This window comes from Rhodopseudomonas palustris (assembly GCF_034479375.1).
GTDB lineage: Bacteria > Pseudomonadota > Alphaproteobacteria > Rhizobiales > Xanthobacteraceae > Rhodopseudomonas > Rhodopseudomonas palustris_M.
The window spans coordinates 4,869,317-4,890,531 of sequence record NZ_CP140155.1 but is presented as its reverse complement, the minus strand read 5'-3'; the positions used below and the strand labels follow the sequence as shown (position 1 = coordinate 4,890,531).

Annotated in this window: 20 protein-coding genes; 8 read left to right on the top strand and 12 right to left on the bottom strand. The window is 67.5% G+C overall.

Annotated features, from left to right (window positions below; translation table 11 throughout):
• Positions 1–5: 5 nt before the first annotated feature.
• On the bottom strand, positions 6–2,168 hold the full coding sequence (locus SR870_RS22200) for an anthranilate synthase component I (protein ID WP_322515656.1): 2,163 nt from the start codon (positions 2,166–2,168) through the stop codon (positions 6–8).
• A 309-nt stretch (positions 2,169–2,477) separates the two neighbouring features.
• Between SR870_RS22200 and SR870_RS22195 the strand changes: the two genes are divergently transcribed.
• Both SR870_RS22195 and SR870_RS22190 read left to right on the top strand, forming a co-directional pair.
• A complete protein-coding gene (locus SR870_RS22195; RefSeq protein WP_322515655.1) occupies positions 2,478–2,672 on the top strand; it encodes a type II toxin-antitoxin system HicA family toxin in 195 nt (64 codons plus the stop codon).
• On the top strand, positions 2,672–2,878 hold the full coding sequence (locus SR870_RS22190) for a type II toxin-antitoxin system HicB family antitoxin (protein ID WP_322515654.1): 207 nt from the start codon (positions 2,672–2,674) through the stop codon (positions 2,876–2,878). Before SR870_RS22195 ends, SR870_RS22190 begins: the two co-directional genes overlap by 1 nt.
• Positions 2,879–2,900: 22 nt before the next feature.
• Here SR870_RS22190 and SR870_RS22185 read toward each other — a convergent pair whose 3' ends face one another.
• Positions 2,901–3,527, bottom strand: coding sequence for a class I SAM-dependent methyltransferase (locus SR870_RS22185; RefSeq protein WP_322515653.1), 627 nt, complete (start codon positions 3,525–3,527; stop codon positions 2,901–2,903).
• A gap of 23 nt (positions 3,528–3,550) precedes the next feature.
• Complete coding sequence (locus SR870_RS22180) at positions 3,551–4,903, bottom strand: AarF/ABC1/UbiB kinase family protein (protein ID WP_322515652.1); 1,353 nt, start codon at positions 4,901–4,903, stop codon at positions 3,551–3,553.
• Between the two features lie 465 nt (positions 4,904–5,368).
• On the opposite strand from SR870_RS22180, the gene SR870_RS22175 reads away from it, so the two are divergent.
• Positions 5,369–5,545 (top strand): hypothetical protein, encoded by a 177-nt coding sequence (locus tag SR870_RS22175; RefSeq protein ID WP_322515651.1) that lies wholly within the window; start codon positions 5,369–5,371, stop codon positions 5,543–5,545.
• Between the two features lie 62 nt (positions 5,546–5,607).
• Here SR870_RS22175 and SR870_RS22170 read toward each other — a convergent pair whose 3' ends face one another.
• The 9 genes from SR870_RS22170 to SR870_RS22130 all read right to left on the bottom strand — a co-directional run bounded on the left by SR870_RS22170 (position 5,608) and on the right by SR870_RS22130 (position 15,219).
• Positions 5,608–5,820 carry an alkylphosphonate utilization protein gene (locus tag SR870_RS22170; RefSeq protein WP_238736977.1) on the bottom strand — a complete coding sequence of 71 codons (213 nt, stop codon included), beginning with the start codon at positions 5,818–5,820 and terminating at the stop codon, positions 5,608–5,610.
• Between the two features lie 165 nt (positions 5,821–5,985).
• Positions 5,986–6,675, bottom strand: a complete 690-nt coding sequence (locus SR870_RS22165) for an OmpW family protein (protein ID WP_322515650.1) — start codon at positions 6,673–6,675, stop codon at positions 5,986–5,988.
• Positions 6,676–6,911: 236 nt separating this feature from the next.
• Entirely contained in the window at positions 6,912–7,169 is a 258-nt protein-coding gene (locus SR870_RS22160; protein ID WP_322515649.1) for a hypothetical protein, read from the bottom strand.
• 212 nt (positions 7,170–7,381) lie between these two features.
• Positions 7,382–9,292 (bottom strand): propionyl-CoA synthetase, encoded by a 1,911-nt coding sequence (locus SR870_RS22155; RefSeq protein WP_322515648.1) that lies wholly within the window; start codon positions 9,290–9,292, stop codon positions 7,382–7,384.
• A 217-nt stretch (positions 9,293–9,509) separates the two neighbouring features.
• Entirely contained in the window at positions 9,510–10,274 is a 765-nt protein-coding gene (locus SR870_RS22150) for a hypothetical protein (RefSeq protein ID WP_322515647.1), read from the bottom strand.
• Between the two features lie 153 nt (positions 10,275–10,427).
• Entirely contained in the window at positions 10,428–11,231 is an 804-nt protein-coding gene (locus SR870_RS22145; RefSeq protein ID WP_322515646.1) for an SDR family NAD(P)-dependent oxidoreductase, read from the bottom strand.
• A 389-nt stretch (positions 11,232–11,620) separates the two neighbouring features.
• On the bottom strand, positions 11,621–12,004 hold the full coding sequence (locus SR870_RS22140; protein ID WP_322515645.1) for a DUF1850 domain-containing protein: 384 nt from the start codon (positions 12,002–12,004) through the stop codon (positions 11,621–11,623).
• Positions 12,001–14,121, bottom strand: a complete 2,121-nt coding sequence (locus SR870_RS22135; protein ID WP_322515644.1) for a TRAP transporter permease — start codon at positions 14,119–14,121, stop codon at positions 12,001–12,003. The genes SR870_RS22140 and SR870_RS22135 overlap by 4 nt, the downstream gene beginning before the upstream one ends.
• Before the next feature lie 150 nt (positions 14,122–14,271).
• Positions 14,272–15,219 (bottom strand): TAXI family TRAP transporter solute-binding subunit, encoded by a 948-nt coding sequence (locus tag SR870_RS22130; protein WP_322515643.1) that lies wholly within the window; start codon positions 15,217–15,219, stop codon positions 14,272–14,274.
• Between the two features lie 80 nt (positions 15,220–15,299).
• Here SR870_RS22130 and SR870_RS22125 point away from each other — a divergent pair, with 80 nt between their 5' ends.
• The 5 genes from SR870_RS22125 (at position 15,300) to SR870_RS22105 (ending at position 21,212) form a co-directional block, all read left to right on the top strand.
• A complete protein-coding gene (locus SR870_RS22125) occupies positions 15,300–16,649 on the top strand; it encodes an MFS transporter (protein WP_416221107.1) in 1,350 nt (449 codons plus the stop codon).
• Positions 16,650–16,748: 99 nt separating this feature from the next.
• A complete protein-coding gene (locus SR870_RS22120) occupies positions 16,749–18,365 on the top strand; it encodes an alkaline phosphatase D family protein (protein WP_322515641.1) in 1,617 nt (538 codons plus the stop codon).
• 126 nt (positions 18,366–18,491) lie between these two features.
• A complete protein-coding gene (locus SR870_RS22115; RefSeq protein WP_322515640.1) occupies positions 18,492–18,614 on the top strand; it encodes a hypothetical protein in 123 nt (40 codons plus the stop codon).
• A gap of 84 nt (positions 18,615–18,698) precedes the next feature.
• Positions 18,699–19,706 (top strand): tripartite tricarboxylate transporter substrate binding protein, encoded by a 1,008-nt coding sequence (locus SR870_RS22110; RefSeq protein ID WP_322515639.1) that lies wholly within the window; start codon positions 18,699–18,701, stop codon positions 19,704–19,706.
• Between the two features lie 288 nt (positions 19,707–19,994).
• A complete protein-coding gene (locus SR870_RS22105) occupies positions 19,995–21,212 on the top strand; it encodes an EAL domain-containing protein (RefSeq protein ID WP_322515638.1) in 1,218 nt (405 codons plus the stop codon).
• The last annotated feature ends 3 nt before the right edge of the window (positions 21,213–21,215 follow it).

The window sequence follows — 21,215 nt, the reverse complement described above, 5'->3', positions numbered from 1 at the left end:
CGGGGTCAGACCATCGGCCGGCCGAGCCGGAAGGCGTTTTCGACGATCCGCAGCCCGACCTCGCCGCCGAGCGACATCAGCGACTCCGGATGGAACTGCACGCCGCCGACCGGCAGGGTCTTGTGCTCGATCGCCATCGCGATGCCGTCATCGGTGGACGCGGTGACGGTCAGTTCCTTCGGCATGTCCTGCATGTCGACATAGAGCGAGTGATAGCGGCCGATGGTGATCTCGTTCGGCAGGCCGTGCATCAGCGTGCCGCCGCGCACCTGGATCCGCGACGGACGGCCGTGCGCCGGCTGTTTGAGCTGGCCGAGGGTGCCGCCGAAATATTCGCCCATCGCCTGGACGCCGAGGCAAACCCCGAAGATCGGCAGTTGCTTCGCCAGCGCGGTGTCGATGGTCGACGAAATCATGAAGTCCGCCGGCCGGCCCGGGCCGGGCGACAGCACCAGCAGATCGTAGGCGTTCTCGGCCAGCATCTTCTGCGCATGGATGTGGCGCACCACGCTGACCTCGGCGCCGACCTGGCGGAAATAGTCCGCCAGCATGTGCACGAAGCTGTCGTCATGATCGATCAGCAGCACCCGCTTGCCGGAGCCGGTGGCGTCCGGCGCCACCGCCGACAGCGGCTTCGGCGGATCGCCGCGCAGCGCCTGGAACAGCGCCGCGGCCTTGACCTGGCACTCCTTGTCCTCGGCGACCGGATCGCTGTCGAACAGGCAGGTCGCGCCGACGCGGACCTCGGCGAGGCCGTCCTTCATCCGGATGGTGCGGATCGTCAGGCCCGTATTGATGCTGCCGTCGAAGCCGACCACGCCGAACGCGCCGGCATACCAGCGCCGCGGCGTGCGCTCGTGATCCTCGACGAACTGCATCGCCCACAATTTCGGCGCGCCGGTCACCGTCACCGCCCAGGCGTGGGTGAGGAAGGCGTCGAGCGCGTCGAAGCCGGGGCGCAGCATGCCCTCGACGTGGTCCACCGTGTGGAACAGCTTCGAATAGGTCTCGATCTGGCGGCGGGCGAGAACCTTGATGGTGCCCGGCACGCAGACCCGCGCCTTGTCGTTGCGGTCGACGTCGGTGCACATGTTGAGCTCGAACTCGTCCTTTTCGGAGTTCAGGAGCTTCTGGATCTGCTCGGCGTCCGCGATGGCGTCGACGCCGCGGGCGATGGTGCCGGAAATCGGGCAGGTCTCGATCCGGCGCCCGTCGGAGCGGACGAACATTTCGGGCGAGGCCGACACCAGGAATTCGCCGTCGCCGAGATTGAGCAGGCCGCCATAAGGCGACGGATTGATCCGGCACAGCCGCTTGAACACTTCGGCCGGCGAGCGCTCGCAGGGTTCGCCGAACAATTGGCCGGGCACCGCCTCGAACAGATCGCCGCGGGCGAAGTGCTCGCGCGCAACCTCGACCACCTTGGCGTATTCGCCCGGCGCATGGTCGGCAAAGCCCTGCCGGCCGGTCTGGGTGTAGACGCTCTCGGCGGTGTCGTTGGGCAGGCCCTGGGTGGATTTGCCCTTCCAGGCGAATTCATAGGCGATATTGACGCCGCGGCCGGTGGCGCGGTCATAGGCCAAGAGGCGATCGGGCACATACAGCACGATGTCGCGCTGGTCGGCCTCGCGCGCCCGCTTCTGCTCCAGATCCTCGAACTGGAAGACCAGATCGTAGGCGAAGGCGCCGTACAGCCCGAGCATTGGGTCGGCCGGCGAGGCGAACGCCGCGATCAGCGCGCGCACCAGCGAAATCGCGCTGGCGCGGCGGGTGCGCTGCTCCTCGTCCACCGGCGCCTCGCCGCGAACGATGTGGCCCCTGATCTTCGTCGCGCAGGCCTGGTCGACCACCACGCAGGGCTCGTCGAGCCTGTCGGACAGGAACGCGACCAGCACGTGGCCGCGCGGATTGAGCGCTTCGATCGTGAACTGCTCGGCGCGGATGGTCAGCGCCAGCGGCGGATCGGCGAAGCCGAAATCGAAGCTCTCGTAACGCCCCGGCACCGTGGTGCCGGACGACAGCATCACGCCGCGGCGGCGATCCAGAAGGTCGATCAGATCATCGAGCGACTGACCGCCGGTAAAGGCCGCCACCGTGCGCGACACGGCGAGGCCCGCGGCGGTCTTGTAGTCGCTCTGCGCGGGAAGCGAGAAAACGGTCCTGTTCATGGCATCCTCTTATCTCAACTTGCCGGAGGAACGCCACACAGGACAAACTAAAGGCCGCCGCACTGTGGGGCGGCCTTCGGACGATCTCAAAAAACGGAAAATCGCACGGCCACCTCTCAGGAGGTGCGCCACCAACGACGGGTCTGGGAGGTCGGGATCTGGCGGAGCGGCGTGCACATGTGCGGCAATGCAGCATCGGGACGGAAAGGAGTCAAGGGGGCGACGGGGCCTACGACCAAAGCAGCAAGGACACGTATTGTCTTTGAAATAGGCTGATCCGATCCGACCGAAGGCGGGGCGCGCGCTTCCATGAAGGTTCGGGACGCAACTCTTCTGATCGAAGCAGACGGATGGGTCCACATTGCGACCCGAGGAAGCCATCGACAATACAAGCATCCTTGGAAGACCGGCCGCGTGACGATCGCCGGCAAGCCTTCTGACGATCTTGCTCCCGGCACGTTTGCCAGTATCCTGAAGCAAGCTGGCCTGAAGGAGCGGCGCTGATGCGCTACGCCGTCGTTATCGAACAAGCCGAGGGCAACTATTCGGCCTATGTGCCGGACCTGCCCGGCTGCGTCGCGACCGGCGACAGCGTCGCGGCGGTCGAGGCCGAGATCCGCGAGGCGATCCGGTTTCACATCGACGGCTTGAAGGACGACGGCCTGCCGGTGCCCGCGCCGACCAGCCTGGCGGAATACATCGAGACCTGACGCCTCAGCGCCGGCCGTGCACTCAAGCCATCTCCGGCTTTCTTGCCACGATATACGGCCCGTGCGGGTTGTCGCCGAACACGCGTTCGTCGGCGATCTCGAAGCCGGCGTCGCGCAGGGTCTGGCGTAGTTCGGGCTTGGTCAGCGCCTGGGCGCGCGGAAACAGGCCGATGCTTCGCAGCACGAAGAACAGCGAGCGCAGCTTGAGCGACATCTCGGAGAAGCACCAGGTCTTGCTGATCAGGAGACCGCCGGGCTTCAGATGGGCGTGGATCTGCGCCAGCGTGCCGGGCAGATCGCCGACCAGATGCAGCACCTGGAAGGCGCAGATCGCATCGAACGGTCCGCCGTCGAAAGCGCTGCGGGCGTCGGCGAGGACGAAGCGCAGATTGGCCGGCGCCGGCTTGGCGCGGGCGATCCGCAGCATCTCGGCCGAGAAATCGGTCGCGATCCATTCCGCCGCGTGCGGCGCGAGGCGGATCGCGGCCGAGCCGGTGCCGCAGCCGATCTCCAGCACCCGGTCGGTCGGGCGCAGCCGGCCGGCGGCGTCGGCCAGCATAGCCTCGAAGGCGGCCGGGTCCTTGATCGGCCGCGCCGCATAGCGGTCGGCGACCTTGTCCCAGAACTTCGCCTGATGGGGCGCAGCCATCGCGGATCCTTCCAGCCGGGCGGTCACAGATGCGGCTCGACGATGGCGCGCAGGTCGACCCGCGCCCGCATCCGCGTCGCCAGCATGTAGATGCCGCCGAATTTGCGCTGCAGAAACAGCGTATCCATCGGCGGGATGCGGAAATACGTATGGTCCTGGGCCATCGCCATGCCGGCTTCGCGCATCTGCACCGCGAGGTCGCTAGCGCCGAAGTCGAACGGCCCGTCCTGCCGCAGCGGCTCGAGCGACATCTCGAAGATCTCGAGCATCGCCTGTTCCAGCCGGGCGGGCGTGTCGCCGGCGAGGAAGCCGATCTCGAGCGCGGCGGCGCGGACGCCCGGACGGTCGCCGGCCAGCCCGGCGCGCAACAGCCGCCGGTAGAGGTCGGCGAAATCCTCCGGGAAGGCGCGGGTGGCGCCGAAGTCGAGCAGCATCACCTGCCCGGTCGCCGGCGCATAGCGATAATTGGCGAAGTTCGGATCGGTCTGCATCAGCCGGAATTCGAACAGCTCGCGGAAAATCAGGCCGATCATCAGCGTCATCACCCGGTCGCGCTCGGCCTGCGGCGCGTCGGCGAGGCTGTCAATCGGCCCGCCCTCGACGTAATTCATCGCCAGCACGTTCGGCGTCGTCAGGTCGGCGTGCAGCTCGGGCACGCGGAATTCGGGTCGGTCGGCGAGCAGCGCGCCGAATTTCGACAGGCATCGGCCTTCGCGTTCGTAATCGGCTTCCTCGTGCAACTGCCGCTTGGCCTCGGCGATCATCGGCGCGATATCGACGCCTTTGGGCACCAGGCCGGCCATGCGCATCAGCGAGGAGACGTTGTTGACGTCGGAATCGATGCTGCGGCGGACGCCGGGATATTGCACCTTGATCGCCAGATCGCGGCCGTCTTTGGTGCGCACCCGGTGAACCTGGCCGATCGAGGCCGCGGCGACCGGGTGAGCGTCGAACACCTCGAACCGGCGCTGCCAGTGCGGCCCCCAGGCCTCGGTCAGCACCCGCCTGAGCTGCGCCACCGGCATGTGATGCGCCTCCGAGCGCAGACGGCCGAGAATGTCGGCGAGCTCCGGCGGCAGCATGTCGCCGGCGTCCATCGAGATCAGCTGGCCGACCTTCATCGCCGCGCCGCGCATCTGCGCCAGCCGGTCCGCCACCTTGATGGCGTTGGCGGGCGTCAGCAGCAGGTCTTCCATCCGCGGGCGCTGGCCGCGCGCGAGCTGCCCCGCCACCTCGGCGGCGACATTGCCGGCGATCGACGAGGCCAGTCCGCCCAATTGCGCCAGCCGCGACAGCCGCGAACTGGGCACGGCCAGGGCTTTTCGCTCGAACGCTCTTCGCTCGAAGGCGGTCCTCTCGATCTTCCGATGCGGCACGGGGTCTCCCTTCGGGGCAGGCAGGGTAAGATGGCGCGGAACGAAGCCAAAACCAGTCCCCATAGCCGCATACCCCGTTTCTGCCGACGCGGCCGCGCCGTCTGTGACGATGTCACCACCCCGGCATCATCCGCGGCGCGGGCGTGCGACAACGCGGTCGCCGCAGCCGCAGGGAAGCCGGAACGCCAGCGCCCCCTGCGCGTTCACCTGGCGCATGCCGGGTGACAACCGGCCGTAACAGGGATGGCGGACGCAGCTCATTTTGCCGGTTTCTGGCTGCGACACCAACGCATCGGTACGCGCTGACGCCTAACCTGTTCCCGGTATGCATCCCATTTCCGACAGCCCCGACCGGGGATAACGGCGACAACCGTCGTCGACCATCATCGCGCCCGAATCGGACAAAAATTCCGCCCGAATTCCGGAGCCGGTGGGTGATGGAACAAACAGGCGATCGGGTGGACTGTGGCGAACCGACTGGACTGGCAGATCGAGCAGATCGTCGCGGAGAGCGATGGCAGTTTGCACGACGCGCTCCGCGCGCTGATGCAGGTCAACGAGCGGCTGGAGGCGGAGCTGGAATGGCTGCGCTCGACCCTCGTGTCCGGGCATGTCTGCGTCGACGGGCAGTCACTGCACTGACATCCGCCGCGCACCGGGGCAGCCGTCTCGACGCGGGCCGCGTTCGGCCCGCGCGCCGACGCTCAGGATTTCTTCAGAAACTCCGTGCGCAGCACCAGGCCCTTGATCTTGTCGGTGCGGCCTTCGATCTCGTCTTCATTGTCGGTGAGGCGGATGCCGCGGATCACGGTGCCGCGCTTCAGCACGGTGGACGAGCCTTTCAGCTTCAGATCCTTGATCAGGGTGACGTTGTCGCCGTCGGCGAGCAGCGCGCCGTTGCTGTCTTTGACCTTGATGTCCATGCGGGGCCTTTCGATGGTCGGCTCGGGAATGCGCGGGGAGCGCGGTTGCGCCGATCACAAGCAGGGATGCGGCGCGCTGGCAATGGTCGAGTTCCACTGCCCGGACAAAAACAACAGCGGCGCGGATCGCTCCGCGCCGCTGCCAGCCTCTGATCGGGATCAGAACTTGTAGGTGATGCCGGTGGCGACCAGCCACGGGTCGAGATTGACCTTGCCGGTGACCGGCGTGCCGCCCGCCAGCGTGCCGTTCCATTCCGGACGCAGCCACAGCTTCTTGACGTCGACGTTCCAGCCCCAATGCTTGTCGAACATGTAGTCGAAGCCGACCTGCACGGCCGGCGCGAAGCTGTCCTTGAGGTGGCTTTCGATGACGGTGCCGCCCGCGGCCTTCTGGCTGAAGAAGAAGGTGTAGTTCACGCCGGCGCCGACATAGGGCTTGAACGCGCCGAACTCGGTGAAGTGATATTGCAGCGTCAGGGTCGGCGGCAGCAGCCACGCCTTGCCGACGTCGACATTGGCGAGCGTGCCGGTGCCGGAGACGCTGTGCTTGGTGACGCCGAGGATCAGTTCGGCGGCGATGTTCTTGGTGAAGAAATACGAGATGTCGAGTTCGGGTACCAGGGTGTCGGTGGTCTTCAGGCCCGATCCGGCGACCTGGTCGACATAGCCGGAGTCGCGGGTCACGACGCCGAGCGCGCGCAGGCGGATCATCCAGGGATTCCAGGCCTCGACGACCGGCGCCTTGTAGATCGGCTTGGCGGAAAGATCCGCGGCGAAGGCGCTGCTCGGCAGGCCGTTCAATGCCGCCGCCATCGCCAGCGCCGACACTGCAGTCAGAAATTTGGTCATAGGTGCCCCATGAATGTCATTGGCGTGAGCAACCGCACACGCTCGCGGTGCACCAATGCCGCTCGGGAACCCCAACGTTTGATCCAGATCAAATGGCGAAGACGGCTGCGGCAGGCTGTCGCGGCGCGTGTCCCCACGGACACAGATTCTTCGACCCACTCGCAACTGAGCCGCGCCTTACGAGCAAGCCGTCGCGGCCTCGCGCGCCACGGCAGTGCTCTGGGGTGACGCCCGACTTACGGCCGGCTCGGGTTCTGCATCATGTAGTCGCCGAGATCGCGCTGGGCGCGATTGGCGCGGGTGACGGCGTTGGAGCGCTGGACGTCGCGATCCTTGCGGCAGGCGACGTATTCCGGCGAGCCGACCGCGATGCCGTTCTGCTTGCAGAACGCATCGTCGTCGCCGAGATCGGCCGGTGCATCGTAGCGGCTGGCGCAGCCGGCGAGCGCGACGGCGGCGAAGGTCAGGGCGAGAAAGCGTCTCGAGCTCAGCATCCGGATCCCCAAGGTGGTCATTCCGGGGCGCGAGCGAAGCTCGCGAACCCGGAATCTCGGCAACAACATCGGGATTCCGGGTTCGCGCGTTGCACGCGCGCCCCGGAATGACGTTGTGGAGCCTTGTCTAACCGGAATTGCGGAGTTTGTAAGTCCGCAACGCGTGCCGGCCTCGCTCAGCCGCCCTGCCCCGTTCAGCCGCCCTGCCGCTCTCAGCTATGGCTCTTCAGCGCGGTGCTGATGTCGTCGAGCGCGGTCGGGTCCTCGATCGTGGCGGGCATCGCCCATTCGTCGCCGTCGGCGATCTTCTTGATGGTGCCGCGCAGGATCTTGCCGGAGCGGGTCTTGGGCAGCCGCGGCACGGTGATCGCCAGCTTGAAGGCGGCGACCGGGCCGAGCTTGTCGCGCACCAGCTTGACGATCTCCTTCTCGATCTCGGCGTGATCGCGGGTGACGCCGCTCTTCAGCACGATCAGCCCGCAGGGCACTTCGCCCTTGATGGTGTCGTTGATGCCGAGCACGGCGCATTCGGCGACGTCAGGATGCGAGGCGAGGATCTCCTCCATGCCGCCTGTCGAGAGCCGATGGCCGGCGACGTTGATGATGTCGTCGGTGCGGCCCATCACGAAGACGTAGCCGTCCTCGTCCATATAGCCGGCATCCGACGTCTTGTAGTAGCCGGGATAGTCCGCGAAGTAGCTCTCGCGGCAGCGCTCGTCCTGCTGCCACAGCGTCGGCAGATTACCGGGCGGCAGCGGCAGCTTGATCACGATCGAGCCCATGGTGCCGGCGGGCACCGGCTTGCTGCCCTCGTCCACGACCCGGACGTCGTAGCCCGGCATCGGCACCGTCGGCGAGCCGTGCTTGACCGGCAACAGGCCGAGGCCGACCGGATTGCCGGCGATGCACCAGCCGGTTTCGGTCTGCCACCAATGATCGATCACCGGCACCTTCAATTGCTGCTCGGCCCATTCGACCGTCGGCGGATCGGCGCGCTCGCCGGCGAGGAACAGCGTGCGCAGTTTCGACAGATCGTATTTGCGGATGAAGCTGCCTTCGGGATCGTCCTTGCGGATCGCCCGGAAGGCCGTCGGCGCCGTGAACAGCGCCACCGCGCCGTGCTCGGCGATCACCCGCCAGAACGCGCCGGCGTCCGGCGTGCCGACCGGCTTGCCTTCATACATGATCGAGGTCGCGCCGTGCAGCAGCGGGCCGTAGATGATGTAGCTGTGGCCGACCACCCAGCCGATGTCGGAGGCGCACCACCACACTTCGCCGGGCTTCACGCCGTAGAGATTCTCCATCGTCCATTTCAGCGCGACCAGATGCCCGCCATTGTCGCGGACGACGCCCTTCGGCTTGCCGGTGGTGCCCGAGGTATAGAGGATGTAGAGCGGGTCGGTGGCGTCGACCGCGACGCATTGGGCCTTCTTGTCGGCGGCCAGCGCCTCGGCGCGCAACGTCGCCCAGTCGTAATCGCGCCCCGCGATCAGGTCGCACTCCTGCTGCGGCCGCGCCAGGATGATGCAGGCGTCGGGCTTGGCGGAGGACAGGCTGATCGCCTCGTCGAGCAGCGGCTTGTACTTGACGATGCGGCCGGGCTCGATGCCGCAGCTCGCCGACAGGATCAGCTTCGGCTTGGCGTCGTCGATGCGGGTGGCGAGTTCCTTGGCCGCGAAGCCGCCGAACACCACCGAATGCACCGCGCCGATGCGGGCGCAGGCCAGCATCGCCACCATCGATTCCGGCACCATCGGCATGTACAGAATGACGCGGTCGCCCTTCTGCACGCCGAAATCCTGCATCACCGCGGCGAGCGCCTGCACTTCGCGCAGCATCTCCGCATAGGTGAAAGTGCTGACGCTGCCGGTCAGCGGCGAATCATGGATCAGCGCGACCTGGTCGGCGCGGCCGTTGGCGACATGACGGTCGAGCGCGTTGTAGCAGGTGTTGACCTTGGCGCCGGCGAACCAGCGGCCGTACAGCCCCTGCGACGGATCGAACACCTTGGTGGCGGGCGCGATCCAGTCGATCTCGCGGGCGGCCTCGGCCCAGAAGCCCTCGGGGTCTGCGAGCGATCGGGCATGAACCTCGCGATAACGGCTCTTGTCCTGGATATTCATGGCGTCTGCTCCCATCGATCTCGGGCGGTTTGCCCGCCATGTCCGGCTTTTAGCCGCTGCTGACAACCCCGCCTTTGTTCCTAATCAAGCAGCGTCGCCGCGCCGGCCGGTTGTCGGGCGGCATTGTGGCCGGGTGCGCCCGGGTTTCAAGGCCGAAACGGACATTTCCGGGCGGATGGCCAACGTCGCCAATCCCGGCGCCCGACCCCAACAGGCTCTATCTGCCGCCGGCGACGCCGGTCAGTTGCCGCAGCCGCGCCTTCATCGCGGCGCGCAGGTCGTAGCCCGGCCGGCCGAACGAGGCGTTGCGGCCGGTGATGAAATCGTCCTGCGCACGCTTCAGCGCGCGCAGCTCGGCCGGCTTCGCGCTGGCTTTGTCCTGCAGGATGCGGAGGTGCGTCGCGGCGATCGCGCGATCGAGATTAGCGAGGTCGCGATCCCCGCAGATCGCCTTCTCGACCGCGCGGCGGGCGCGGGCGCAGTCGAAGCTGGGTTTCCCGTCGATGGCCTTCTGCGCGCCGAGACGCTCCAGCTCGGTCGCCAGCGCCCTGTGATTGGCGCGCGCGGCAGGGTGATCCCGGTTCAGCCGCAAAGCCGCCGAGAAATCCGCCAGCGCCTTGGCGCGGTCGCCCTTGCCGAGCCACAGCTCGCCGCGGGCATTGAGGATGTCCGGCTGCTTCGGATCGAGCCGCAGCGCGTCGTCATAATCGACGAGCGCGCGATCGACCTGCCGGATGCGGGTCAGGGCGCCGGCGCGGGCGATCAGCGCCTTGAGGCGGTCGTCCCGCCCAGTGTTGCGCCGGGCGATCAGCCGGCTGCACAACTCGACCGCGCGATCGTCGTCCCGCTTCGCGGCCGCGGCGAGACACTGCGCCGGATCGATCGTCGGATCATCGAGATCGTCGGGCGTGGTAGCGGATGCGGGCGCTGTAGCAAGCAGCGCGAGGGCGAGAAGAACACCTCCTGCGGACAACCAACGCATGGATCGATTGGTTCTGCCGTCCAACATGCGATCCGTCATCCCGAGGTGCGCGCGCTGTTGCGCGCGCCTCGAAGAATGAGCCGCGTGGACTCGCTTCCATCCTTCGAGGCTCGCTGCGCTCGCGCCTCAGGATGACGGCCGCGACCCATCACTTCAGTTCACCTTCAACGTCAGGCCGCCGTCGACGACGAGTTCGAGGCCGGTGACGTATTTCGACTCGTCGCTGGCGAGAAACAATGCGGCATTTGCGACGTCCCAGGCTTCGCCCATATGCCCCATCGGCACCTGCGCGTCGCGCGCCCGCCACATCGCTTCCACATCGCCGCCGGCGTAGCTCGCCGCCAACCCCGCGGAATGCGCCACCATCGGCGTCTTCATCAGGCCGGGCAGGACGCAATTCACCCGGACGTGGTCCTTCGCGTATTCCACCGCCGCCGTCCGCGTCATCGCGTTCATCGCCGCCTTCGACGCCGTGTAGGTGACATAAGAGATTCCCAGATGCCGGATCGAGGCGATCGACGAGATGTTGATGATCGAGCCGCCGCCCTGCCGCTGCATGATCGGGACGACGTGCTTCATCGCCAGGAACGCGCTCTTCAGATTGACCGCGAACACCCGGTCCCAGTCCGCTTCCGACACATCGATCACGCCGCCGGTCTCGGCAATGCCGACATTGTTGTCGAGCACGTCGATGCCGTCCCAGGCGTTGACGCAGGCCGCCACCATCGCCTCGACATCGGCGGCGCGCGACACGTCCGCGGCGAACGCGATGGCGCGACCGCCTTCCGACTTGATGATGTCGACGGTCTCCTCGGCGGCGGCGCGATTGCGGTCGACGCAGAACACCTGCGCGCCCGCGCGCGCGAACGTCACCGCGGTCGCCTTGCCGTTGCCCCAGCCCGGCCCGATCGAACCGGCGCCGACCACCAGCGCGGTCTTGCCTTGCAGTCGTGGCATGCGTTTCTTCTTTCGTCGTTGCGTCTTGCGAACGTTGCCGCTTTTGTCTCGTTGCAAGCGTTGTAGCTTGGATGCCGCGAAGCGCAACCGGCACGGCCCGCCCTCGCCCCGCGCGCAGAGGAGCTGTCGGATGTCGCCGGCTATTGCGCCGGAGCACTCTTCACCCTCCCCTGGAGGGGGAGGGTCGGCGGGCCTTGCGAAGCAAGGCACGACGGGGTGGGGTGAGCCGCGGGCACTGCGGATGAACTCTTCGGCACCCCACCCCGCTCGCTATCGCGAGCGACCCTCCCCCTCCAGGGGAGGGTATTGACCGTCGATACGCTCCGCCGGGTCGATCTCTCCCTGCGCGCGGGGAGAGGTCGCCCGTTGCGATGTGTCGCCACGCGCAACTAATCGCGCGTCTCGCCGCACGCGCTCATCGTCGTCGGCTGCGCGCCGATGTCGTGGCCGATGATCTGCGACAAGGTCCGGCATTGTCCGCCGGCGCACAGTCGCCATTCGCCGGCGATGCCGGAATTTGCCAGCACGACGTCGCGCAGCGGGCGCGGCTTCGGCATCCATTGAAACCAGCCGTCCACGAGGCGCGCCTCGGGCGGCGGCTCCATGCCGGCGCCGGTGCCCTTGACCCGCGCCTGCACCAGTTCGAGCCCCTGCGCCGTGACGCGCCAGTCTTCCTGCCAGGCGGTGTGCTCGATCGAATGCGTCCAGGCCAGCGTGAAACCGGCGACCGCCAGCGTCTTCACCACGCCGGCGGAGGCGAGGCAGAGACTCACGCCGCGGCAACCGCGTTGCGCGACCGCTGCCGCCATTGCCACGCCACCACCAGCGCGGCGATGGTGAAGCCGACATAGTCGCTGTAGGGGAATTCGCCGAGCAGGCAGACGCTGGCGGCGAAGGCGACGAGCCGCTCGATCACGTTCATCCGCGTATAGAGGAAGCCGATCGCCACCATGCCGAACAGCGCGATCGCGATCAGCGCCTTCAACGTGGCGTAGAGCACAGCGCCGTAGAAGCCGAGTTGCGCCGCCATCGGGTCGCCGGGCTGCAGCATCAGCGCCGGCGAATACACCGCGATGAACGGGATGACGTAGCCGGCGAGCGCGATCCGCATCGCCTCCCAGCCGATCTTGTCGGGATTCTCCTTGGCGATCGGCGCGGCCGCGAGCGCCGCCAGCGCCACCGGCGGCGACAGATCGGCCATGATGCCGTAGTAGAACGCGAACATGTGGCTGACCAAGAGCGGCACGCCGAGCTTCGCCAGCGCCGGCGCCGCGAGCGCCGCGGTGATGATGTAGGTCGGGATCGTCGGGATGCCGGTGCCGAGCAGGATCGACAGCAGCATGGTCATCACCAGCGCCAGGAACAGGCTCTTCTCGCCGAGGCTGATCACCCAGGTGCCGAACACGGTGCCGACGCCCGTTTGTGTCATCATGCCGATGATGGTGCCGACGATGGCGCAGGCCATGCCGACGGTGAGCGCGGATTTGGCGCTGTCGGCCAGCGAATCGCGGCAGGCCGCGAGCGTGCCGCGGCCGCCGCGGGTGATCGCGGTGATGCCGATCAGCACCGCGACCACCACGATCACCTTCATGATGTCGAGCCCGTCGTGCAGCACCGCGCCGGCCACCATCGCCAGCCCGATCCAGAACACGTAGCGCAGCACCTGATTGGAGAAGCCGTGCACGATGCTGGCGCCGAGGATCAGCGCCACCGTCAGCGCCAGCCCCATCGAGCCGGCGTAGAGCGGGGTGAAGCCTTCGAACAGCATGTAGACCAGCGCCGCCAGCGGCAGGATCAGGTACCAGCGCTCGATCACGGCGCGCAACGCGCTCGGGATCTCGGATTTCTTCATCCCGACCAGACCGTGCTTGCCGGCCTCCAGATGCACCATCCAGAACGCCGAGGCGAAGTACAAAAACGCCGGGATCACCGCGGCCTTGACCACCACCGAATAGTCGACGCCGAGCGTCTCGGCCATGATGAAGGCGACCGCGCCCATCACCGGCGGCATGATCTGCCCGCCCATCGAGGCGGTGGCCTCGACGCCGGCGGCGAACGCGCGGCGATAGCCGAAGCGGATCATCAGCGGAATCGTGAACTGGCCGACGGTGACCACATTGGCGACGCCGGAGCCGGAGATCGTCCCCATCATGCCGGAGGCGAACACCGCGACCTTGGCGGGGCCGCCGCGGGTGCTGCCGAACAGGCCGAGCGAGACGTCGGTGAACAACTGGATCATGCCGGCGCGCTCGAGGAACGAGCCGAACAGGATGAACAGGAAGATGTAGGTCGCCGACACGTAGATCGGCACGCCGTAGAACCCCTCGGTGCCGAACGACAGATGGGTGACCACCTGGTCGAAATCATAGCCGCGATGATTGAACGGCGCCGGCAGATACTGGCCGAGAAACCAGTACAGCAGGCAGACGCCGCACATGATCGGCAGCGCCGGCCCCATCAGCCGCCGCGTGCCCTCGAAGATCAGCACCGCCAGCAGCGTGCCGACCGCGAGGTCGAGATGGGTCGGATCGCCGTCACGGGCGATCAGATCGGCATAGAAGATCCACTGATACAGCCCGCACAGGAAGCCGAGCGCGCCGGTGATCCAGGCGACGGCGCGGCCGAAACCGGTGCGCGCGGTGAAATTGCCGATCAGCCCGAAAGTCAGCAGCACCAGAAAGCCGACATGGACGCCGCGCACCACCTGGCTCGGCAGCACGTTCCAGGCCGCGATGACGAGCTGGAACACCGCGAAGGCGATCGCCACGCCATAGGCCAGATGGCGCCAGCCGCGCGGACCGAACCCGGCCGGAAAGCCGTGCTCGAAATTGTCGAACTCGACTTTGACCGGCGCGGGCGCGTGATCGACCGTAGCCTCAGGCTGCAACATCGACGATCGCCCCCCGCGCGTGGTCTGTTATGTGGTTCGTTATTTCAGCGTCGTGGCCGGGCTTGACCCGGCCATCCATCTTTTCGAAACATGATGGATGCGCGGGTCGAGCCCGCGCATGACGATATCGTGCGATGTTTGCCGACGAGCTTACTTCAGCACGCCTTTTTCCTTGAAGTACTTGATCGCGCCGGGATGCAGCGGAACCGGGCTGCCTGCCGCGGCGGTCTCCAGCTTGATGCCCTTGCCGGCGGCGTGGGCGCTGGCGAGTTCCGGCAGCGAGTCGTAGACCAGCTTGGTCATCTGATAGGCGAGATCGTCGGACACCGCGCTCGAGGTGACGAGATAGTTGATCACCGCCGCGGTCGGGACGTCCTTGTCCTGGCCCTTGTAGGTGCCGGCCGGGATCGTTTCGGCGACGAACGGCGAGCCGATCTTGTCGACCACCTCCTTCGGCACCGAGACGACGTTGATCTCGGAGGAGTTGCTGAGATCCTTCAGCGAGGCGACGCCGAGCCCGGCGGATTGCAGCGTGGCGGCGAGCTGGCGGTTCTTCATCAGGTCGACGGATTCGGCGAAGGGCAGATACTCGATCTTGCCCATGTCCTTGTAGTCCATGCCGGCGGCCTTGAGGATCGCGCGCGAATTCAGCTCGGTGCCGGATTTCGGCGCGCCGACCGACAGGCTCTTGCCCTTGAGATCGCCGAGCGTCTTGATGCCGGAATCCGCCGTGGCGACGATCTGGATGTAGTTCGGATAGATCGCGCCGATCACCCGCAGCTTGTCGAGCTTGGCCTTGAAGCCGGCTTCGGGGTCGCCGTCCCATGCGGCTTTCAGCGAGTCGCCCAGCGTGAAGGCGATCTCGCCGCGGCCCTGCTGCAACAGGTTCAGGTTCTCGACCGACGCCTTGGTGGCCTGCACCTGCGACTTCACGTTCGGAATCTTGTCGCCGTAGATCTTCGCGATCGCGACGCCGAGGGGATAGTACACGCCCGACGTTCCGCCGGTCAGCACGTTGACGAATTGCTGGGCGTGAGCCTGCGGCGCCGAGACGAACACGGCCGCAACCGCGGCAAAACCCAAAAATCTGGCCTTCATGAACGGTTTTCTCCCCTGGGTTGTTTGGCAGCGAAACTGAACGGACGGAACGCCGCGGTCAACCCGTCAAATCGACGGCGATGCAGATCGCCCCGGAACAAGCGCCCGGCCGGGCAGTTTGTGACGTGGCTTCTTCGCACCCCCCCCCGGAGGCTTGCTTGCCCTTGGAGCACAGGCTCGACCGGTCGCTCGACGCGCTCAACTTCTTCCTGGCCGACGTCCGCGACGGGCTCGGCCCGTATCTGGCGATCTATCTGCTGTCGGTGCAGCACTGGGACGAGGCCTCGATCGGGCTGGTGATGGCGGTCGCCGCGTTGGCCGGGATCGTCGCGCAGACACCGGCCGGGGCGCTGATCGACCGCTCGACGGCCAAGCGCGGCCTGCTGATCGCCGCGGCGACCGTGGTGACGCTGGCGTCGGTGACGCTGCCGTTGTTGCAGAGCTTCGAAGCCGTGGCGGCGACCCAGGCGCTGGCCGGCGCGGCCGGCGCCATCTTCGCGCCCGCGGTTGCGGCGGTGACGCTCGGGATCGTCGGCCCCCGCGCCTTCGCCCGCCGCACCGGGCGCAACGAGGCGTTCAATCACGCCGGCAATGCGGTGGCGGCGACGCTGGCGGGCGTCTCCGCGTATTATTTCGGTCCGGTGGTGGTGTTCTGGCTGATGTCGGCGATGGCGGTCGCCAGCATCGTGGCAACGCTGTCGATCCCGGCAACGGCGATCGACGATCACGTCGCGCGCGGCCTCGACCCTATCAGCGGGCCGAACGCAGGCGAACCCGCCCGGGGCCAGCACCACGACCAGCCGTCGGGCTTCAAGGTGCTGCTCACCTGCCGTCCGCTGCTGATCTTCGCCGCTTCGACCGTGCTGTTTCACTTCGCCAATGCGGCGATGCTGCCGCTGGTCGGGCAGAAGCTCGCTCTGGTCAACCGCGATCTCGGTACCTCGCTCATGTCGATCTGCATCGTCGCGGCGCAGATCGTGATGGTGCCGGTGGCGATGCTGGTCGGCCACAAGGCCGAAATCTGGGGCCGCAAGCCGATCTTCGCGGTGGCGCTGGGCGTGCTGGCGCTGCGCGGCGCGCTGTATCCATTGTCCGACAATCCGTTCTGGCTGGTCGGGGTGCAGATGCTCGACGGCGTCGGCGCCGGCATCTTCGGCGCGCTGTTTCCGCTGGTGGTGGCCGACCTCACCCGCGGCACCGGGCATTTCAACATCAGCCAGGGCGCGATCGCCACGGCGACCGGAATCGGCGGCGCGCTGTCGACCGCCGTCGCGGGGCTGATCGTGGTCACCGCCGGCTACAGCGCTGCATTTCTCACCCTCGCCGCGATCGCGGCGCTCGGGCTGGTGCTGTTCGTCGTCCTGATGCCCGAGACCCGCCAGACCGCATTGCCGCCCATTGGGCTGGCCCCGCCCACGCCGGCTGAGTAGGTTGTCGCCGCGCGTTCACGTGGCCGCGCTACCCTGCCGCTCCTCGAAATCGCCGGTGCCCGCCGCATCGGCGAGCAACTGTTGCCGATCGGTCCGTCGATGTCCCCTCAACCACCCTCCACCGGCCTCGCCTTCGACCGCCGCACGCTGCTGCGCGGCGCACTCGGGGCCGGCCTTGCCGGCGCGCTGCCGGCCGCCGCCGAGGCCGCCGAGGCCGCCGAGCGCGTCGTCTTCAAGTCCAATCCGTTCACGCTCGGGATCGCTTCGGGCGATCCGGCGCCCGACGGCTTCGTGCTGTGGACCCGGCTGGCGCCGGAACCGCTCGAGCCGCGCGGCGGCATGACGATCCAGGCGGTCGAGGTCACGGTCGAGATCGCCGACGATGCGGCGATGACCCGGGTCTTGCGCAGCGAGACCGCGATCGCGCGGCTCGAACTGGCGCATTCGGTGCACGTCGAGGTCGAAGGGCTGTCGCCCGCGCGCGATTACTTCTATCGCTTCCGCGCCGGCGACGCCGAAAGCCCGATCGGCCGCGCCCGCACCCTGCCCGCGCCTCGCGAGACGCCGGCGCAACTGCGCTTCGCCGCCGCCGGCTGCCAGCTCTGGGAAGGCGGGTTCTACACGGCGTGGCGGGCGATCGCCGACGACCAGCTCGACTTCGTCTTCCATTATGGCGACTACATCTACGAGCACGGCTTCACGACCCTGGACCGCAACGGCAAGCCGTATCCGCGCCTGATGCCGCAGGATTTCCAGGCCTGCTTCACGCTGACCGACTATCGCCGCCGCTACGCGCTGTACAAGGGCGACCCGGACCTGCAGGCGGCGCACGCATCCTGTCCGTTCCTGTCGAGCTTCGACGATCACGATGTCGCCAACAACTGGGCCGCCGACAGCGATCCGAAAAAGACCCCGGCCGAAGCATTTCTGTTCCGCCGGGCGATGGCGCTGCAGGCCTGGTACGAACATATGCCGGTGCGCCTTGCGCAGCTCCCGCGCGGCCCCGACGTGCTCGCCTATCGCGGCTTCCGCTTCGGCACCCTCGCCGACATCGCCGTGCTCGACACCCGGCAGTATCGCTCGCGCCAGCCCTGCGGCGACGGCTTTCGCGCGCATTGCGACGAGGCCGACGACGCCGGTCGCACCATGCTCGGCGCGGCGCAGGAGCAGTGGCTGGCGCAGCGGCTGAAGCAGAGCAGCGCGACCTGGCAGGTGCTGGCGCAGCAGGTGCAGTTCGCGCCGTTCGACTGGCGCGGCTTTCCGTTCGTCAAGGAGACCGACGCGCCGGTGCTCGATCTCGACACCTGGAGCGGCGCCAGCGCCGCGCGCGACCGGGTGACGGCGATGCTCATCGACGCCAATGTCGCCAATCCGGTGGTGCTGACCGGCGACCTGCACCGCGCGCTCGCGCTCGAACTGCGGCGCGACTGGCGCAACCCGGAATCGCCCTGCATCGGCGTCGAGTTCCTGTCGACCTCGATCTCGTCGCCCGGTGACGGCCCCGCGACGGCCGAGAAGCTGGCGGCGATGTACCGCAACAACCCGCATCTGAAATTCTTCAGCGACCGGCGCGGCTACACCCGCCACGTCGTGACCCCGACCCGCTGGCAGGCGGATTTCCGGTCGGTGGACGGCATCGCGACCCGCGGAGAGCCGGTCAGAACCGCCCGAACCCTGGTGGTCGAAGCCGGCCGGCCGGGGCTGATCGGCAACTGAGCCTTGCCGGCCATGCCGGCATTGCGGCGATCGCGATGCGACGCCCTGGTCAGGCCGCGGCCGACCGCGTAGTCTGGCGCCCGCACCAGCCCGCAAGAGGCCGGTCGGACCGGGAGAACGCTAGACATGACCGCTCGACAGCGCGTTGCGCTTTCGTACGCCGCGACCGATTGCAGCTATCTGCCGGCCTGCGCCTTCATCCCCGACCGTTCGATCCGCCGCGCCCCGGCGCGGACCAGCCGCAACTGATTGCACGTCCAGCGCCGGCGCGTTTCCGCACGCCGGCTTTTCGTCGTCGTCCGCTCCCAACAGAACCAAAAGAAGGAAGTCCGCATGCCGTCTTCGACCCGACCGCCGTTCCGACCGAGCCGCCGCACCGTGCTGCGCGGCGCCGCAGCGCTGGGCGCGCTGCCGCTGCTGCCGGGCATCGTCCGCGCCGACAACTGGCCGAGCCGCCCGGTGAAGTTCGTCGTGCCGTTCGCGGCCGGCGGCACCACCGATATCCTGGCGCGACTTGTGGCGCAGAAGATGTCGGAAGAGTACGGCCAGCAATTCGTGGTGGAGAACAAGGCCGGCGCCGGCGGCAACATCGCCGCCGACTTCGTCGCCAAGGCGGATCCCGACGGCTACACCTTCATCGTCGGCACGCCGGGCACGCACGCGATCAATCAGTTCGTGTTCAAGTCGCTGAGCTACGATCAGGCCAAGGACATCGCGCCGGTGATCGTCATCGCCAAGGTGCCGAACCTGTGCTCGGTGACCAATGCGCTGCCGGTGAAGAGCGTCGCCGAACTGATCGCCTACGCCAAATCGAAGCCGGGAGAAGTATTCTACGGCACGCCCGGCCTCGGCTCGACCGCGCACGTCTCGATCGAACTGTTCAAGTCGATGACCGGCGCGCCGATGACGCACGTGCCCTACAAGGGCTCGGCGCCGATGCTGACCGACCTGATCGCCGGCCGCGTGCACCTGACCATCGACAATCTGCCGGCGTCGCAGCCCCATGCCGACGGCGGTGCGATCCGCGCGCTCGCGGTCTCGACCGCGACGCGCTGGCCGCTGCTGCCGGATCTGCCGACCATCGCCGAAGCCGGCGTGCCCGGCTACGACGCCGCGGCATGGTTCACGATCGGTGCGCCGGCGAAGACCTCGCCGGAGATCGTCGCCAAACTCAATGCCAGCGTCGACAAATTCATCAAGACCGAGAGCGGCACCGAGCGGCTGCGCAAGCTCGGCGCCGATCCGGTCGGCGGTTCGCCCGCCGACATGCAGCGCTTCGTGCTCGCCGAAACCGAGAAATGGGGCAAGGTCGCGAAGTTCGCCAAGATCGAACCGCAGTAGCAGCCTCGCCGCGATCGCCCCACGATCATCGTCTCGCGCGTCGGCAAAACGCCGCCGCGTGAGGCTTCCGCCGATCACACGGGAGCATTGTAAAACCTCGCACTCAGCTCGCCTTTCGGAAGCTTTTTCGCACGCTCCGCGCGCATCGTCGCGCGTTCCCGATCATCGCAATTTAAATAGCTATCGCCGGTTTAACCCTACCCGGGACTTCATGTGGGTTGCGGAACAATTCCACAATTCGAACGCGTTCCAACTCGTAAAACTGCGATGGATAACGGGGGGAGCGACATGACGACCACCACGACCGAAATACAGGAACGCGCAGCGCCCGCTGCGTTCGGACGCCGCAAAGTATCGCCGCGCGCCTGCATCATCGACGGCAAGCCGCATCTGCGGGCGTTCCTCGCCGACACGCTCGAGGAACTGCGCTTCGTCACCAGCGAGTGCGGCGGCGTCGAGGAGTTGTCGCCGCGGCTCCTCTCCCAGCAGCCCGACATGCTGGTGATCGGCTCGTCGGTCGGCGGCGTCGAGGCGGCCCGGATTCTGGACGTCGCCGGCAGTGCCGGGTTCAGCGGCAGCGTGATGCTGATCTCCGCGCGCGAGAGCATCGCGCTGCGCGGCATTCTGCACCACGGGCTCGAACGCGGCCTGACCATGCTGCCGCCGCTGACCACGCCGTTCAGCGCGCAGATGCTGCGCGAGAGCGTGGCGCCGCTGCTGCCGCAGGAGCCCGCGCCGCAGCCCGAAGTCGATGTCGCCGAGGCGTTGAAGACCGGCTGGCTGGAACTCTGGTACCAGCGCAAGCTCGATGCCCGCTCGCTGATGCCCTGCGGCGCCGAGGCGCTGGTGCGGATGCGGCACCCGAGCTGGGGTGTGGTGGTGCCGTCGGCATTCCTGCCGGACCGCAACGACCCGCATTTCCGCGCGCTGTCCGAATTCGTCGTCGCGCGCGCCGTCGCGGACTGGCGCTATCTGCTCGATCATCACGGCCCGGTCGATCTGTCGATCAATCTTCCGGTCGACTTCCTGCTCGACGCGCAGGCGGTCGAGGATCTGTGCGCGTGGATCCCGACGCATCCGGCGTTCGGCGGACTGATCGTCGAGATCAACGCCGGCGAAGCCGCCAGCCATATCGACGCGATGGTCGACGTCGCGCAGCGATTACGGCTGCACAACGTCGCGATCGCGATCGACAAGGTCGGCGCCGACTGGCCGGAACTGATGCATCGCACCGCGTTTCCGTTCGTCGAACTGAAGGTCGACCGCGCCTATGTCACCGGCTGCGCCGACGACCGGCTGAAACGGACGGTGTGCCGCCGGATCGTCGACCTCGCCGGCGAGTATGGCGCGCGCTGCACCGCGACCGGCATCGAGAGCCGCTCCGACTACGTCGCGGCCCACGAGATCGGCTTCGATCTGGTGCAGGGCTATCTGTTCGGCAAGCCGATGGGGCTGAAGAAATTCGCCCGCGCCGCCGCGACGCGGCCGCTGGGCACGCTGGAGTGAGCG